Here is a 13624-nt window from a genome sequence, read left to right as displayed (position 1 = left end):
GCTGTAACGCCCGCTCAGCGGCCCGCCGCGCCCACCGCCCGCTTGGCGCCGAGGAACCGCCGGTAGCGCGGGCGGGCCGCGAAGTCGGCATAGCGCCATACGGCGGGCCGGCCGGCCTCCCGGCACAGATGCAGGACCTGGTCGGGCCCCAGGTGGACGCCGACATGCGCGCCGTACCCCGGTGGCCGCCCCTCTGCCGGCCCGGAGTCGAACAGCACCAGATCCAGCGGTTGCGGCGGGTCGGCCCGCCGGGTCGCGCGGTCGTCCGCCCAGAGTTCCGCCGAGCGCAGCGGTGGTATCAGCAGGCCGAAGTGGCGCAGCACGGCATAGGCGTAGCGCTGGCAGTTCGCGCCCCCGGCCAGGTCGGCGAAGGCGTCGGGGGCGCTGCCGCCACCGGCATCGTCCGCCCCGTCCGAGGTGTGTGACGGGCATTCAGGTGTCGGCGCTCCCGGATGGCGGGCGCCCGAGTAGGTCACCTTGCGCAGCGCCTCCGGCAGCCGCCGGAACGCCACCGTGCCACGGGAGGCGGGGATTTGACGGCCGGGGTCGCGGAGCATCCGGTCATGATGCAGGGATTCTCCCTCGTGCCGCACGTCCCGGTGTCGAGCAGGCTCGACAAATCGGATCCGACGTGCACTCGACACCGCGAGGAGATCCCCGATGGAACGCCGCTTTCGCAAGGCAGCTCTCTGGGGCGCGACCGTCGCCGTGGTCATGGCGGCCACCGGCCCGCTCAGCCCGGCGCGTGCCGTGCCGCGGCCCGACCCGTCGCCCCCGCCCTCGCCCCGCGCCATGCTCGACGCGATGCGCCGGGACCTCGGGCTGACGGCGCAACAGGTGCGCACGCGGCTCGCGCAGGAGGCCGACGCGCACCGCGCCGCGGCCACCGTGCGCCGGGTGCTCGGCGCACCGCCCGCCGGGATGTGGTTCGACAAGGCGACCGGCAAGCTCGTCGTCGCGGTCACCGGCGCCGCGGACGCGCAGTTGGTACGGGCCGCCGGGGCGGAGCCGAAGACCGTGCCGCACAGCCGCGCCACGCTCACCGCACTGGTGCGGCAGATCAGCGGGCGGGCCGGCAAGGGCGTCCCGGGCGTCACGGGGTGGGGCGTGGACGAGCGCGCCAACGGCGTCGTGGTCCGCACCGACCACACCAGGCGCACCGCCCGCACCGAGGCCTTCGAGAAGTCCGTGCGCGGTCTCGCGGCACGCGTGAAGGTCCCCGTCACCGTCGAGCGCAACGACCGCAGACCGCGTCAGCAGGGCGGTTCGGTGGTGGGCGGCGAGCGGTGGATGCCCGGCAGCGAGGGCATCTGCTCGATCGGCTTCTCGGTGACCGGGCCGGGCGGCTTCCAGGGCTTCCTGACGGCCGGTCACTGCACCCTGACGCCCGACCAGGCCGCGTACGGCAAGGACGGCAGCCGGATGGGGACCTCCAACCAGGGCGGCGGGCACAGCGTCAACGACCGCGAGGGCGACTTCGGGCTGGTGGAGGTGGACCAGCCCGGATGGATCGTCAGCTCGTACGTGGCGGGCCAGGGCGGTACGCCGGTCACCGTCACCGGCTCCCAGGAGGGCCTGGTGGGCATGTCGATCTGCCGCTCCGGCCAGAGCAGCGGCTGGCACTGCGGGGAGATCACCCGGGTCGACCAGACCGTGGACTACGGCAACACGGTCATCGAGGGCCTCTCGTTCACCAACGCCTGCTCGGCGGCCGGTGATTCGGGCGGTTCGTACGTCACCCAGCCCAACGCCCCGATGGCGATCGGCGTGCACTCCGGCGGCGGCGCCGCCACCTGCGGCAACTTCGGCGGTGCCACCATCACGATCTTCCAGCCGGTCGGCGAGGCCCTGGCCAAGTGGAACCTGCGGCTGAAGACGGGCAGCCCCTGACGGGCGTACCCGGACGCGGGCGGTGCCCGCCGGCCCCCGGCCCCTACGATGAGAAGCCGATGGCCATGGGCCGGGCGCGTCCGAGCGGCGCACCGGCCGGTACGGGGACGGGAGAGACGCGGTGGGCGAGGCACGGGTGTCGGACGCGGAAATCGGTACGGACGCGGAAACCGGTCCGGACGGGGCGGCGCCGTTCGCCGTCCCGGTCACCGTGCGCGGCTACGAGACGGACACCCAGGGCCACCTCAACCAGAGCGTCTATCTGCAGTACGCCGAGCACGCCCGCTGGTCTTTGCTGCAGGCGAGCGGCATCCGCCAGAGCACGATGGTGGAGCGGCGGATCGGCCCGGTGACCGTCGAGACCACCATCCGCTACCGGCGCGAGCTGCGGGCCGGTGACGAGGTCGAGGTGAGCTGCGCCTTCGTCTGGGGCGAGGGCAGGACCTTCCGGATCGAGCAGACCGTCCGCAGGACGGACGGCACGGTGGCCGCCGAGGTGAGCGCCGTCTGCGGGGTGCTCGACCTCACCGAGCGCAAGCTGTTCCAGGACCCGCGAGCGGCCTTCCGCGAGCTGGCCGACGACCCCTCGCTGCTCGGTCTCGCCGACAGCTGACGGGGTGCTCCCGGGTGCCGCTGCGGTCCGCGAACGGCGGTACCACCGCCGGGTAATGTGGGCGTGTGGACATGCTGCACCTGCGCTACTTCGTGGCGGTTGCCGAAGAGCTCAATTTCTCCCAGGCGGCACGCAAGTTGCACATGGCGGCCTCGCCGCTGAGCCAGCGGATCAAGGACCTCGAACGCGAGCTGGACCAGACGCTCTTCGACCGCACCACGCATCACGTCGCGCTGACGCCCGCCGGTGCCGCCCTGCTGCCGATGGCGCGCGATGTCCTCGAACGTGTCAATGCCATTCCCTGGCGGCTGCGCGAGGCCGTCCGTCCGCAGCGCACCACCCTGCTCATCGGGATGCCCTCCGGGGTGCACCCCGACCTGCGGGCCCGGGTCCGGGAGCTGGAGGGCGCCTGCGGGGAGACCTACGAGCTCAAGCGCTGGCCCGGCCGCTCCACCAGCCTGGCCGAGGCGGTCCGCGACGGCCGGCTGGCTCTCGCGCTGGCCCGGCTGCCGGTCGCGGACCCCGCGCTCGGCATCATCGAGGTCATGCGGGAACGGCTGGGGGCGGCGGTCCCCGCCGACCGGTTCGAGGGCCGGGACACGGTCACCCTGGACGAGCTGCGGCCGTTCCCCTACGTGGCCACCGCCCCCGAGGCGATGCCCGCGTACTTCGATGAAATCGATGCCCGGCTGAATTCCGCGGGATTGAAGAAGAGAATTCGCATCAACAGCTCCGATTACGCCGGAACCTCGGAACTGGTATCCGGCGGCCTCGCCTTTTCGATGACGATGCTGTCTCCGGACAGCCCGATGCATCTTTATCGGCTGGACAATGTGAAGGTGCTGCCGGTGGTGGATTTCCGGCCCGAACTGGCCACCGGACTGCTCTTCCGCAAGGATCGGGCGGAAGCCGGCGGCGACCTCGCCGAGCTCGTCACCGCGGCCCGGCGCATCTTCGCCGACGAACTCTTCGCCTGATCAGCGCGCACTCCCGACCCGAGGGAAAGGGCATGACCACTGTGGTCATGCCCTTCTTCGTTTCTTGATCGTTCTCATTCTGCGGTATCTCGCCTAACGTCGAGGACAGAAAGATTCGCAGTACAGCTACTTCCGCAGGAGCGACAATGGACGCCACGACCGAAAGCGCCAACGGCCCGCTGGACGGCGTACGGGTGATCGATCTGTCCACGGTGGTGATGGGCCCCTACGCGGCCCAGATCCTCGGAGACCTCGGTGCCGACGTCATCAAGATCGAGTCGCCGTCGGACACCATACGGTCGGGCCGGTACCGGACCACCCCCGGCATGACGCCGCTCAACCTGAACGTCAACCGCAACAAGCGCAGCGTCTCCCTGAACCTCAAGGACGAGACCGACCGCGAGCGCGCCCTGACGCTCATCGGCACGGCCGACGTGCTGATCACCAATATGCGCCCCGGCGCCCTGGCCCGGCTCGGCCTGACCTACGCCGACCTCGCCGAGCGCCACCCCCGCCTGGTCTACGCGCACGCCCAGGGCTTCCGCAGCGACTCCGACCGCGCGGGCCACGCCGCCTACGACGAGACGGTGCAGGCCTCCTCCGGTCTGGTGGACGTGGCCCACCGCGCGCTGGGCCGGCCCGTCTACCTGCCGACGATCATCGGGGACAAGGTCGCCGCGCTGACCATCGTCTACGCGGTGCTCGCCGCGCTGGTGCACCGCGACCGCACCGGAAGCGGCCAGCACATCGAGATCCCCATGACGGACACCCTCCTCGCCTTCAACCTCGTCGAGCATCTGGCCGGCCATGTCTACGAGCCCGCGGAGGGTTCCACCGGCTTCCCCCTCTCCATGAAGCGCGGCCACCGGGCCGTGCCCACGGCCGACGGACTCGCCTGCATCGTGCCGTACTCCCCGCAGAACTACCGGGACTTCTTCGCCGCCGCCGGCCGCCCCGACCTCGCCGAGGACCCCCGGGTGGCGGGCCCGGGCATCGAGGACGCCGACGTCGACCCGCTCCTGGAACTGGTGGCCCGCTGCACGCCGGATCTGACCACCGCGGAGTGGGAGGAGATCTGCGCCAAGCACAGCATCCCCATGGCGCCCGTGCTGGAACTGGACCGGGCGGCCGACGACCCGTACGTCCGCGACGGCCACCTCCTCGACCTGGTCGAGCACCCGAGCGAGGGCCCGATCCGTTCGGTCGGCATCCCCGTGCGCTACTCCGCCACCCCGGCCTCGGTCCGGCGGCTCGCCCCGCTGCCCGGCCAGCACACCGACGAGGTCTTCGACGAGCTCGCTGCTGACGGACGCTGACGACCCGTCGCGCCCTCGCCCTCCTCGCACCGCAACCCGCCGACCATCAAAGGACCGGGCCATGCCCCGTACACCGGACACCACTCCTGCCCACTCCCGCCCCGCGGACCCCGCCCCCGACGTCCGCACCGAGCGGATCGGGACCTCCCTCCTCATCACCCTCGACCGGCCCCGCGCCCGCAACGCGGTCAATGCCGACGTTGCCGTGCAACTCGCCCATGCTCTGGACGAGTTGGCGGACGATCCGGCACTGCGGGTCGGCATCCTCACCGGTGCGGGGGGCACCTTCAGTGCCGGTATGGACCTCAAGGCCGCGCTGGCCGGCGAGTCGCCCGAGATCCCCGGCCGCGGCTTCGGCGGACTGACCGAGACCGTGACGGCCAAGCCGCTGATCGCCGCCGTCGAGGGCTGGGCCATGGGCGGCGGCTTCGAACTCGCCCTGGCCTGCGACCTCATCGTCGCCGCCGACGACGCGCGGTTCGGCCTGCCGGAGGTCAAGCGCGGCCTCATCGCGGCCGGCGGCGGGGCGATCAGGCTGCCCAAGCGGATCCCGTACCACCTGGCCATGGAACTGCTGCTGACCGGAGAGCCGGTCTCCGGCGAGCGGGCCGGTCTGCTCGGCATCGCCAACCGGGTCGTACCGGCCGGTGAAACGGTCACCACGGCACTGGAGCTGGCCGCACGGCTCGCGGCGAACGCCCCGCTCGCCCTCGCCGCGGTCAAGAAGATCGCCCACACCGCCGACGGCACGCCCGAGCCGGCCGCCTTCGCCGCCCAGCGCGCCGAGATGGCCGCCCTCGCCGCATCGGCCGACGTACGGGAAGGCATGACGGCCTTCGCCGAGCGCCGTGCCCCCGTCTGGCAGGGCAAGTAGGAGGAGCACCCCATGAAGCAGCACGACGTCACCCGGCACCATGCCACGCCCCTGACCAACCCGGCGTATCCGCCCGTCATCCCGCGCTTCACCCACCGCGAGTACCTCAACATCGTCTACCGCACCGACCACGACGCACTGCGCGCGGTGGTTCCCGAGCCGCTGGAGATCGACGAGCCGCTGGTCCGCTTCGAGGTGATGCGGATGGGCGATGTCACCGGGTACGGGCCGTACACCGAATCCGGCCAGGCCATCCCGGTCCGCCTCGACGGCGAGCGCGGCGAGTACCTGCACGCCATGTACCTCGACAACTTCGCGGCCACCGCCTCCGGACGGGAGGCGAGCGCCTACCCGAAGACGATCGGCTCGCCCGCGCTCTATGTGGACCACGGCGCGCTCGTCGGCATCCTCGACTACGGCACGGTCCGGGTGGCGACCGCCACCATGGGCTACAAGCACCATGAGCTGGACCCCGAAGAGGCGGCCGCACAGATCACCGTGCCCACCTATCTGCTCAAGCTGGTGCCGGGCTACGACGGAACGCCGCAGGTGGCCCAGCTGGTCCGCACCGCGATCAGCGACGTGGTCGTCAAGGGCGCCTGGACCGGCCCCGCCCGGCTGCAGTTGGGTGCGCATGCGCTGGCTCCGCTGGCCGACCTCCCGGTCCGCGAGATCGTCTCGGCGAGCCACCTGCTCACCGACCTCACCCTGGCACCGGTCGAGCCGGTGCACGACTACCTCGCGCGCTGACGCGCACCGAAAGAAGCATCTGCCATGAGCACCACCCACCCCACCACCGTGGCCGTGATCGGCGCCGGGACCATCGGGCTCTCGTGGGCCGCCCTGTTCGCCGGGCACGGGCTGCGGGTGCGGGTCACCGATCCGCGCCCCGACCTCGCCGAAGCCGTCGACGCGGCGCTGGCCGAGGCCTCCCCGCAACTGGCCCGGCAGGGCCTGGACACCGCCGGCCTCGCCGACCGGGTCCACCTGGCCCGCGATGTCGCCGACGCCGTCCGCCACGCCGATGTGGTCCAGGAGAACGGCCCGGAGAACACCGCCTTCAAGCGGGAGCTCTTCGCCGCCCTGGTCCGTGAAGCCCCGTCCCACGCCCTCCTGTTGAGCTCCTCCTCGGCCATCCCCTCCACCGCGTTCACCGACGGGCTCGACGACGCCGGGCGCATCCTGATCGGCCATCCGTTCAATCCGCCGCACCTCGTGCCGCTGGTGGAGGTGGTGCCCGGCCGGCGCACCGACGAGGACTCCGTCACCCGGGCGGTGGAGTTCTACCGCGCGGTCGGCCGGGTCCCGGTGGTGGAACGCAAGGAGATCCCCGGCTTCGTCGGCAACCGCCTGCAGAACGCCCTCAGCCGTGAGGCGATCCACCTGGTGGAACAGGGCGTGGTCGGCCCCTCCGAACTCGACGAGATCATGGTGAACTCGCTGGGTCTGCGCTGGTCGACGGTGGGTCCCTTCCTCGGCGCCCACCTGGGCGGCGGCCCCGGCGGCTACCGGCACATGGCCGAGCACATCGGCCCGTCGATGCAGCAGATGTGGGACTCGCTCGGCCGTCCCGAGCAGAGCCCCGAACAGACCGAACGGCTCATCAGGGCCGTGGAGGACGCGTACGGCTCCCGCTCGTACCGCGACCTCAGCCGGGAGCGCGACCGCAAGCAGCTCGCGGTCCTGGGCGCCCTGGAGAACGCCATCAGCAGCGAGCAGGACGAGGAGACCCGGTCATGACCGCCACCCACCCCGAGACCGCCCCGGCCGACGGACTGACCGCCGACTTCTACGGCTACGAGAACCTGCTGTCCGACGAGGAGCGCAAACTGCTCCGCACGGCCCGGGACTTCATGCGCACCGAGGTGAAGCCGCTCGTCAACAGCGCCTGGGCCAAGGGGGAGTTCCCCCGCGAACTGATCGGCGCCTTCCGCGGACTGGGCCTCGCCGGAGTCCCGTACGAGGGGTACGGCGACCCGCTGCCCGCCGGGAGCAACCTGCTGGTCGGCATGCTCGCGATGGAGTACACCCGCACCGACGCCTCGTCCGCGACCTTCTTCGGCGTCCACAACGGACTGGCGATGTACAGCATCCACCGCGGCGGCGACCAGGAGCAGCGCGACCGCTGGCTGCCGGCGATGGCCGCCCTCGACAAGATCGGCGCCTTCGCCATGACCGAGCCCCTCGGCGGCTCCGACGTGGCGGGCGGTATGCGCACCACCGCCCGGAGGGACGGCGACCACTGGATCCTCAACGGCGCCAAGCGGTGGATCGGCAACGGCACCTTCGCCGATCTGGTCATCGTCTGGGCCCGCGACGAGGCCGACGACAAGGTCAAGGGTTTCGTGGTGGAGCGGGGCACCCCCGGGTTCTCGGCCGCCAAGATCGAGAACAAGACCGCCTTCCGCATCGTCGAGAACGCCGACCTCACCCTGACCGACGTCCGCGTCCCGGAGGCCGACCGCCTCCAGCGGGTCGACTCCTTCCGCGATGTCGCGGAGATCCTGCGCGCCACCCGCAGCGGCGTCGCCTGGCAGGCCCTCGGCGTCATGATCGGCGCCTATGAACTCGCGCTCGCCTACGCCAAGGAGCGCCGGCAGTTCGGCCGCCCGATCGCCCGCTTCCAGCTGGTGCAGGACCTCCTCGTCAAGAGCCTCGGAAACATCACCGCCTCCTGGGGGATGCTCGTCCAGCTGGCCCGCCTCCAGGACGCCGGCGTCTTCCGCGACGAACACTCCTCCCTGGCCAAGGCCTTCGTCACCGCCCGGATGCGCGAGGTCGTGGCGTGGAGCCGGGAGATCTTCGGTGGCAACGGCATCGTCCTGGACTACGACGTCGCCCGCTTCTTCGCCGACGCCGAGGCCATCTACTCCTTCGAGGGCACACGCGAGATGAACACCCTGATCGTGGGCAAGGCCATCACCGGCGAGAGCGCCTTCGTCTGACCTTCCCGGCCCGGGCCGCACCACGCGGGTGCGGTCCGGCGATCTCCGTGCCGCGTCCGGTGCTCCGCACCACCGGGCGCGGCCTTTCCGTTGCGGCCATGACCTCGCCGACCTCCGCCACCCTCACGGTCCGTGACGGGGCAAGGAGGTGGATCCGCGTGTCGCTCTCTCGAACGAGTGAATCCGTGCACCCATTGTGACGCCACGCCGTCCCGTCGTCGCCGCAGTCGCTCCTACGTTTGAGCCCACCGGGGGATCCACGCCGGCCCAGTGAAAGGCTCCTCGATGGACACGCAGATCGCACAGGTGAAGATCCACCCCGCCATAGGCATCGCCCGGGTCGGCAACAGTGAGAAGCAGCCCTTCATCGGCCCGGAATCGCCGGACCAGCCGCCGCTGCCGCCCGGCTCCTACAAGGACAGCTCGGGAAAGATCATCCGGCAGGCCGCCCGGTTCCGGATCTACGGCTACAACCAGGCGGGGGAGGTCGTCAAGGAGCTGAAACTGGGCGACGAGGAGGTCACCGAGATCACGTGGTCGGTGCACCTGGCCAACAAGAAGGCCGCCTGGTACCAGTTCCACCTCCCGCTCGACATCCCCGAGGCCACCGGCCTGACGGAGGTCCAGCGGCGCCGGCGCAACTTCGACGTCAGGGGCGCGGAGCGCAAGAAGCTCGTCATCGACCCCGGCCGCCAGACCATCCGCGCCTCCACGCACGAGACCGCCACCTTCGCCGGAAAGATCATGAATCGGGCGGTCGCCCTGGGCTCGATGGCCACCCAGAACGACGGCCGCCTGCTCGTCGTCGGCGGGGTCGGCACGTCGGCCTCCTACACCACGCCCGAGAAGCCGATCTCGGGCGTCGCCAACAACGACACCTGGTACGACGATGTCGCCGACGGCCCGGTCACCGCGGAGGTCACCATCCGGGGCGTCACGAAGACCGCGACCCCGGCCTGGGCCGTGGTCGCCCCGCCGCACTACGCACCCGGGGTCAAGACCGTCCGCACCCTCTACGACCTGCTGCACGACATGTTCGTCACCGAGCACACGCTGCCCGATGTACAGCAGGTCTCCTACCCCGACCACATCGAACCGCTCCTGCGGCGGTTCTGCGATCTGCAGTGGGTCAACCACGGCTTCGCCACCCAGTTCGGCTGGGCCGGCCCGTACCACTTCCTCGACCCGGCCCTGCGCAAGCGGCTCGCCGACCCGAGTGAGACCAGCCAGGAGCTCCGCCGCCAGGTCTACGTCCAGATGCGCGACTACTGCCGGGACGGCACCTCCCCGCTGCCCTGGCCGTGGCTCTACGGCGACGCCATGTCCAGCGGCAAGCCCACCTCCGTCCGCCAGCACATCACGATCACCCCGGCCCAGGACCGGATGCTGGCCCAGTGGGCCGACGGCCACTTCACCTCCGGCCCGCACCGCAAGGGCTTCCCGATCGTGGACGAGGCACCGCCCGCCGAACAGCCGCAGCTGCTGGACCGGGCCGCGCTGGAGAACTGCGCCGCCGACGCGTTCCACCCCGGCTGCGAGGTCACCTGGCCGATGCGGCACAAGACCATGTACTCCGCGCCGTTCCGCATCCTGCACCGCGGGCCGGACGACCCGGAACGCGACTACGGCGACGCGCTCACCCTCCAGGACGCCCTGGGCAAGAACGGTCCGCTGTTCGCGCAGGGACCCGGCGACCTCACCCGCTGGATGGCCGCCCCCTGGCAGTGCGACGCCGCGAGCTGCCGCTCCGGCTACCAGGTACGGTCCGGGCTCGGCCCCCGCTACAGCCCCTACCTGCCCACCTTCTGGCCCGCCCAGGTCCCCAACCATGTGCTGAAGCACTCGGACTTCACCACCGTCAACACCCCGCCCACCGGCTCCGACGACAGCGTCAGGGAGAAGGCCTTCGAGAACCGCGCGGTATGGCTGCGCGGTCTGAAGGGCACCGACTTCAACAAGCAGCGCCGGCAGATGATCGACGACTGGTCCGCGTTCGGCATCGTCGAGACGCACGAATACACCGTGGGCGACGCGAAGTTCCCCCGGTACCTCCAGGTGGAGTCCGAGCCCGGCTATGAGCCCGTCCCCGACCACGCCAACCTGATCAACATCCAGGTGCCCGAGGCGGGCGTGCCCCAACTGGCCGGCGTGGCCGATGCCTGGACCGGTGAGGTCCCGGCCGAGACCGTCGAGTCCATGCTCGTGCAGCAGGCGGTCCAGGAGGTCAAGGAGGCCACCGGCCGGGACGAATCGGCGATCGCCGCCGGGTACCTGGAGAAGCTCGACCCCCTCCACGGCGCCCAGTGAGCCCCGTACCGGGCTATGACGTCGTGGTCGCGGGCGGTGGCCCGGCCGGCTGCGCCGCCGCGCTCGCCCTCGTACGGGCCGGGCGCAGTGTCCTGCTGGCCGACGCGGGCACCGGCCCGCCGAAGGCCGGCGAGGCGCTGGTGTCCGTGGGGCGGCTGCTGCTGGCCGACCTCGGCGTCGAGCAGCCGGTCCTCGGCAGCGGCCATCTGCCCTGCCACGGCAACCTGTCCGCCTGGGGCTCGGCCGAACTGCACGCCGTGGACTTCCTCAACGACCCCTACGGCCACGGCTGGCACCTCGACCGTCCGCTCTTCGACCGGCGGCTGCGCGAGGCCGCCCGTGCGGCGGGTGCCGAGGTCGCCGAGCACACCGGCGTACGGTGCCCCTCCCGGCAGCCGGACGGCACCTGGCGGCTCGCGCTGCGGGACCGCTTTGGCGGCGGGGAGCGGACGGTCCGCTGCCGCTGGGTCGTGGACGCCACCGGGCGGGGTGCCGCGATCGCCGTGCGCTCGGGTGCCCGGCGGTGCACCGGGGACCGGCTCACCGCCTTCCACCTCACCCTCGACCCGGCGGCCCCGCAGGCCACCACCGACGGCCGTTCGCTGGTCGAGTCCGACCCCGACGGCTGGTGGTACACCGCCCTGCTGCCCTCCCGGCGCCGGCTGGTCGCCTACTTCACCGACCCCGACCTGCCCGCCGCGACCGCGCGCGGCGCCGAGCAGTTCCGCGAGCGCCTGCTGGCCACCCGGCACCTCTCCCGCCAGGTCCGCCCGCACGGCCTCACCACCTTGCGGCCACCCCGCCGGGCCCCCGCGCACAGCGCACATCTGGACCGGGTGCACGGCGACGGCTGGACGGCCGCCGGAGACGCGGCGGCCGCCTTCGACCCGCTCAGCTCCCAGGGCATCCTCACCGCCCTCTACACCGGGCTGAGCGCCGGCCGGGCGGTCGACGCCCGGCTGCACGGAGACCGGGCGGCGCTGCCCGACTACGCGGCGAAGGTCGCCACGGCCCGCGCCGCCTACCAGCACGGCCACCGGGCCGTGCACGCACAGGAAACCCGCTGGGCCGACCGCCCCTTCTGGGCGCGGCGGCAGCGGCACACCCGACCGAACCCCCACCCGAGGAAAGGCGAGACCCTGAGATGAACCCCACCCCCGGACCCGACCGCGCCGGCCCCGACCACGACGGACACGAGCACATCCACCGCTTCCTGCTGCTGGGCAAGAAGAAGCTGTTCTTCTACCACCTCGCGCTGTACAACCCCCAGTCCGGCCACAACTACCAGGCGGTGTTCACCTTCACCATCAAGGACAACGGTGAGCTGCGGGATATGTACCTGAAGGACCTGGCGCAGCACGAGAACGAGCGGGTCTTCTACTCGCTGCGCTGTCCGCACCACTTCGAGCTCCCGGAGCTGCAGCGGGGCAAGGAGTTCAGCGTCCACCTGGAGCGGGTCGTCGTGAAGCCGGACGGCAGCCGCGACTTCCAGCAGATGACGACGACCGAGGTCCCGGTGGAGTGCAAGCGGGAGGACGTCCTCTCCTTCCGCAAGCTCGGGCAGCTGCCCTATCCCGAGTACCTCACCTACCTGATCTTCGGTGAGGGCGACGAGATCCACCTCGCCCACCAGCTCGCCGAGCGCCCGAACTGGGACGAGGCCCTCACCATCAGCGCCGCCGCGCCCATCGACCCGGCGACGCTCAAGAAGGTGCCGACCCTGGTCATCGACTCGATCCAGGACGCGCACGACAAGCTGATCGAGAGCCCGCTGAAGAAGGGGCAGCAGTACCAGGGCAGGATCGACGGAACCGGCGCGACGATCGACTTCACCGTCGGCCGCCAGGGCTGGTGGAACCACACCAGCCTCAACAGCTGACCGTTCATCACCCTTTCGTTCCCGCATTCCCCGGCCCGGGCCGCGACGCCGTCGCGACCCGGGCCGTCCGTGCGCCGGGGCGTCACTCCTCGAGCCAGATCTCTTCCATGGCGCCGGTGGCCTCCTCGGTGTGCCGCACGCGCAGGAGTGACACGGAGCGGCCGGTGTGGTCGAGGGGCGCGACCTTCTGGAGGGCGCGTGCGCACAGGGCTTCCCAGGAGAAGACGTTGACGGCGGCGGCCATGTCGATTCCCCCGCCGGACAGTTCCTGTGCGGTGAGGCGGAAGGCCGCGGCCACGTCGGCGGGGGATCTCCGGGGGCCGGGCGAGGCGGAGCAGGGTCAGTCGCGGTTCTCCCGGGCGGCGGAACGGCGGGCCTCATGGCGTCCGGCGTAGCGTTCCCTGCGGTTGCCGGCCCTGGCCCACTCCTGACGCTCCTTGATGTGGGAGCGCACCTTGCATCCGGCACAGCAGTTGCCGCCGAACAGCAGCTGTCGGGCGGGGTCTTCCCACCGGCAGCGGGTCGGCGCGGTCTCCCGTGCCGGGTGCGGGGGCAGATCGCAGGCGCCGTAGCGGTGATCGTGGACCGGCCGGGGGTGATGCTCAGCGTGGCGCACCCACAGCGGCTTGGTCTTGTCCGTACGGGACATCTCGTTCCTTCCGGAACCGCCGCCCGGGCTCCCGGACTTTCCGGGCGGGCGGCCAGGTTCGGAATGTCATCGCGACGCGCTCCTTCCCTTGTCTGCGGCCCCGGCAGGGCGGACGCCCCGCGCACGTGGACAGCCTTTCAGGCTATCGGCGCGCAGCGGCCGTGAACAAGGGCG

General features: G+C 71.6%; 14 protein-coding genes. 11 read left to right on the top strand and 3 right to left on the bottom strand.

Annotated features, from left to right (window positions below; translation table 11 throughout):
• Nucleotides 1–14: 14 nt before the first annotated feature.
• Nucleotides 15–557: a cell wall hydrolase gene (locus Scani_RS13815; RefSeq protein ID WP_159474477.1), complete on the bottom strand. Its 543-nt coding sequence runs from the start codon at nucleotides 555–557 to the stop codon at nucleotides 15–17.
• A gap of 103 nt (nucleotides 558–660) precedes the next feature.
• On the opposite strand from Scani_RS13815, the gene Scani_RS13810 reads away from it, so the two are divergent.
• The 11 genes from Scani_RS13810 (at nucleotide 661) to Scani_RS13760 (ending at nucleotide 12801) form a co-directional block, all read left to right on the top strand.
• Entirely contained in the window at nucleotides 661–1890 is a 1230-nt protein-coding gene (locus Scani_RS13810; RefSeq protein WP_159474474.1) for a S1 family peptidase, read from the top strand.
• Nucleotides 1891–2026: 136 nt separating this feature from the next.
• Nucleotides 2027–2503 (top strand): acyl-CoA thioesterase, encoded by a 477-nt coding sequence (locus tag Scani_RS13805; RefSeq protein ID WP_174872701.1) that lies wholly within the window; start codon nucleotides 2027–2029, stop codon nucleotides 2501–2503.
• A gap of 71 nt (nucleotides 2504–2574) precedes the next feature.
• Nucleotides 2575–3480 (top strand): LysR family transcriptional regulator, encoded by a 906-nt coding sequence (locus Scani_RS13800; RefSeq protein ID WP_246295889.1) that lies wholly within the window; start codon nucleotides 2575–2577, stop codon nucleotides 3478–3480.
• Nucleotides 3481–3626: 146 nt separating this feature from the next.
• Nucleotides 3627–4796: a CaiB/BaiF CoA transferase family protein gene (locus tag Scani_RS13795; RefSeq protein WP_159474468.1), complete on the top strand. Its 1170-nt coding sequence runs from the start codon at nucleotides 3627–3629 to the stop codon at nucleotides 4794–4796.
• Nucleotides 4797–4857: 61 nt separating this feature from the next.
• Nucleotides 4858–5670 (top strand): crotonase/enoyl-CoA hydratase family protein, encoded by an 813-nt coding sequence (locus Scani_RS13790; RefSeq protein WP_159474465.1) that lies wholly within the window; start codon nucleotides 4858–4860, stop codon nucleotides 5668–5670.
• Between the two features lie 12 nt (nucleotides 5671–5682).
• Entirely contained in the window at nucleotides 5683–6420 is a 738-nt protein-coding gene (locus Scani_RS13785) for an acetoacetate decarboxylase (protein ID WP_159474462.1), read from the top strand.
• A 24-nt stretch (nucleotides 6421–6444) separates the two neighbouring features.
• Nucleotides 6445–7410, top strand: coding sequence for a 3-hydroxyacyl-CoA dehydrogenase NAD-binding domain-containing protein (locus Scani_RS13780; protein WP_159474459.1), 966 nt, complete (start codon nucleotides 6445–6447; stop codon nucleotides 7408–7410).
• Entirely contained in the window at nucleotides 7407–8615 is a 1209-nt protein-coding gene (locus Scani_RS13775) for an acyl-CoA dehydrogenase family protein (protein WP_159474456.1), read from the top strand. The genes Scani_RS13780 and Scani_RS13775 overlap by 4 nt, the downstream gene beginning before the upstream one ends.
• Before the next feature lie 285 nt (nucleotides 8616–8900).
• Complete coding sequence (locus Scani_RS13770; RefSeq protein WP_159474453.1) at nucleotides 8901–10922, top strand: LodA/GoxA family CTQ-dependent oxidase; 2022 nt, start codon at nucleotides 8901–8903, stop codon at nucleotides 10920–10922.
• Nucleotides 10919–12070: an NAD(P)/FAD-dependent oxidoreductase gene (locus Scani_RS13765; protein ID WP_159474450.1), complete on the top strand. Its 1152-nt coding sequence runs from the start codon at nucleotides 10919–10921 to the stop codon at nucleotides 12068–12070. Before Scani_RS13770 ends, Scani_RS13765 begins: the two co-directional genes overlap by 4 nt.
• Nucleotides 12067–12801: a hypothetical protein gene (locus tag Scani_RS13760; protein WP_159474447.1), complete on the top strand. Its 735-nt coding sequence runs from the start codon at nucleotides 12067–12069 to the stop codon at nucleotides 12799–12801. Before Scani_RS13765 ends, Scani_RS13760 begins: the two co-directional genes overlap by 4 nt.
• Nucleotides 12802–12883: 82 nt before the next feature.
• Here the strand turns inward: Scani_RS13760 and Scani_RS13755 are convergent, their stop codons facing one another.
• The gene (locus Scani_RS13755; protein WP_159474444.1) at nucleotides 12884–13099 is read right to left on the bottom strand and encodes a DUF6333 family protein; all 216 of its coding nucleotides are present in this window, start codon (nucleotides 13097–13099) and stop codon (nucleotides 12884–12886) included.
• Between the two features lie 42 nt (nucleotides 13100–13141).
• Nucleotides 13142–13450, bottom strand: coding sequence for a hypothetical protein (locus tag Scani_RS13750; RefSeq protein WP_159474441.1), 309 nt, complete (start codon nucleotides 13448–13450; stop codon nucleotides 13142–13144).
• Between the last annotated feature and the right edge of the window lie 174 nt (nucleotides 13451–13624).

Source organism: Streptomyces caniferus, assembly GCF_009811555.1.
In the GTDB taxonomy this organism is placed as follows: domain Bacteria; phylum Actinomycetota; class Actinomycetes; order Streptomycetales; family Streptomycetaceae; genus Streptomyces; species Streptomyces caniferus.
The sequence above is the reverse complement of the archived record's forward strand: the minus strand, read 5'-3'. Positions and strand labels throughout refer to the sequence as shown.

Coding starts and splice junctions, on each gene's coding strand:
- Scani_RS13775 (WP_159474456.1), top strand. CDS start 7,407: ATGACCGCCACCCACCCCGAGACCGCCCCGGCCGACGGACTGACCGCC.
- Scani_RS13760 (WP_159474447.1), top strand. CDS start 12,067: ATGAACCCCACCCCCGGACCCGACCGCGCCGGCCCCGACCACGACGGA.
- Scani_RS13795 (WP_159474468.1), top strand. CDS start 3,627: ATGGACGCCACGACCGAAAGCGCCAACGGCCCGCTGGACGGCGTACGG.
- Scani_RS13770 (WP_159474453.1), top strand. CDS start 8,901: ATGGACACGCAGATCGCACAGGTGAAGATCCACCCCGCCATAGGCATC.
- Scani_RS13810 (WP_159474474.1), top strand. CDS start 661: ATGGAACGCCGCTTTCGCAAGGCAGCTCTCTGGGGCGCGACCGTCGCC.
- Scani_RS13800 (WP_246295889.1), top strand. CDS start 2,575: ATGCTGCACCTGCGCTACTTCGTGGCGGTTGCCGAAGAGCTCAATTTC.
- Scani_RS13780 (WP_159474459.1), top strand. CDS start 6,445: ATGAGCACCACCCACCCCACCACCGTGGCCGTGATCGGCGCCGGGACC.
- Scani_RS13750 (WP_159474441.1), bottom strand. CDS start 13,450: ATGTCCCGTACGGACAAGACCAAGCCGCTGTGGGTGCGCCACGCTGAG.
- Scani_RS13815 (WP_159474477.1), bottom strand. CDS start 557: ATGCTCCGCGACCCCGGCCGTCAAATCCCCGCCTCCCGTGGCACGGTG.
- Scani_RS13785 (WP_159474462.1), top strand. CDS start 5,683: ATGAAGCAGCACGACGTCACCCGGCACCATGCCACGCCCCTGACCAAC.
- Scani_RS13790 (WP_159474465.1), top strand. CDS start 4,858: ATGCCCCGTACACCGGACACCACTCCTGCCCACTCCCGCCCCGCGGAC.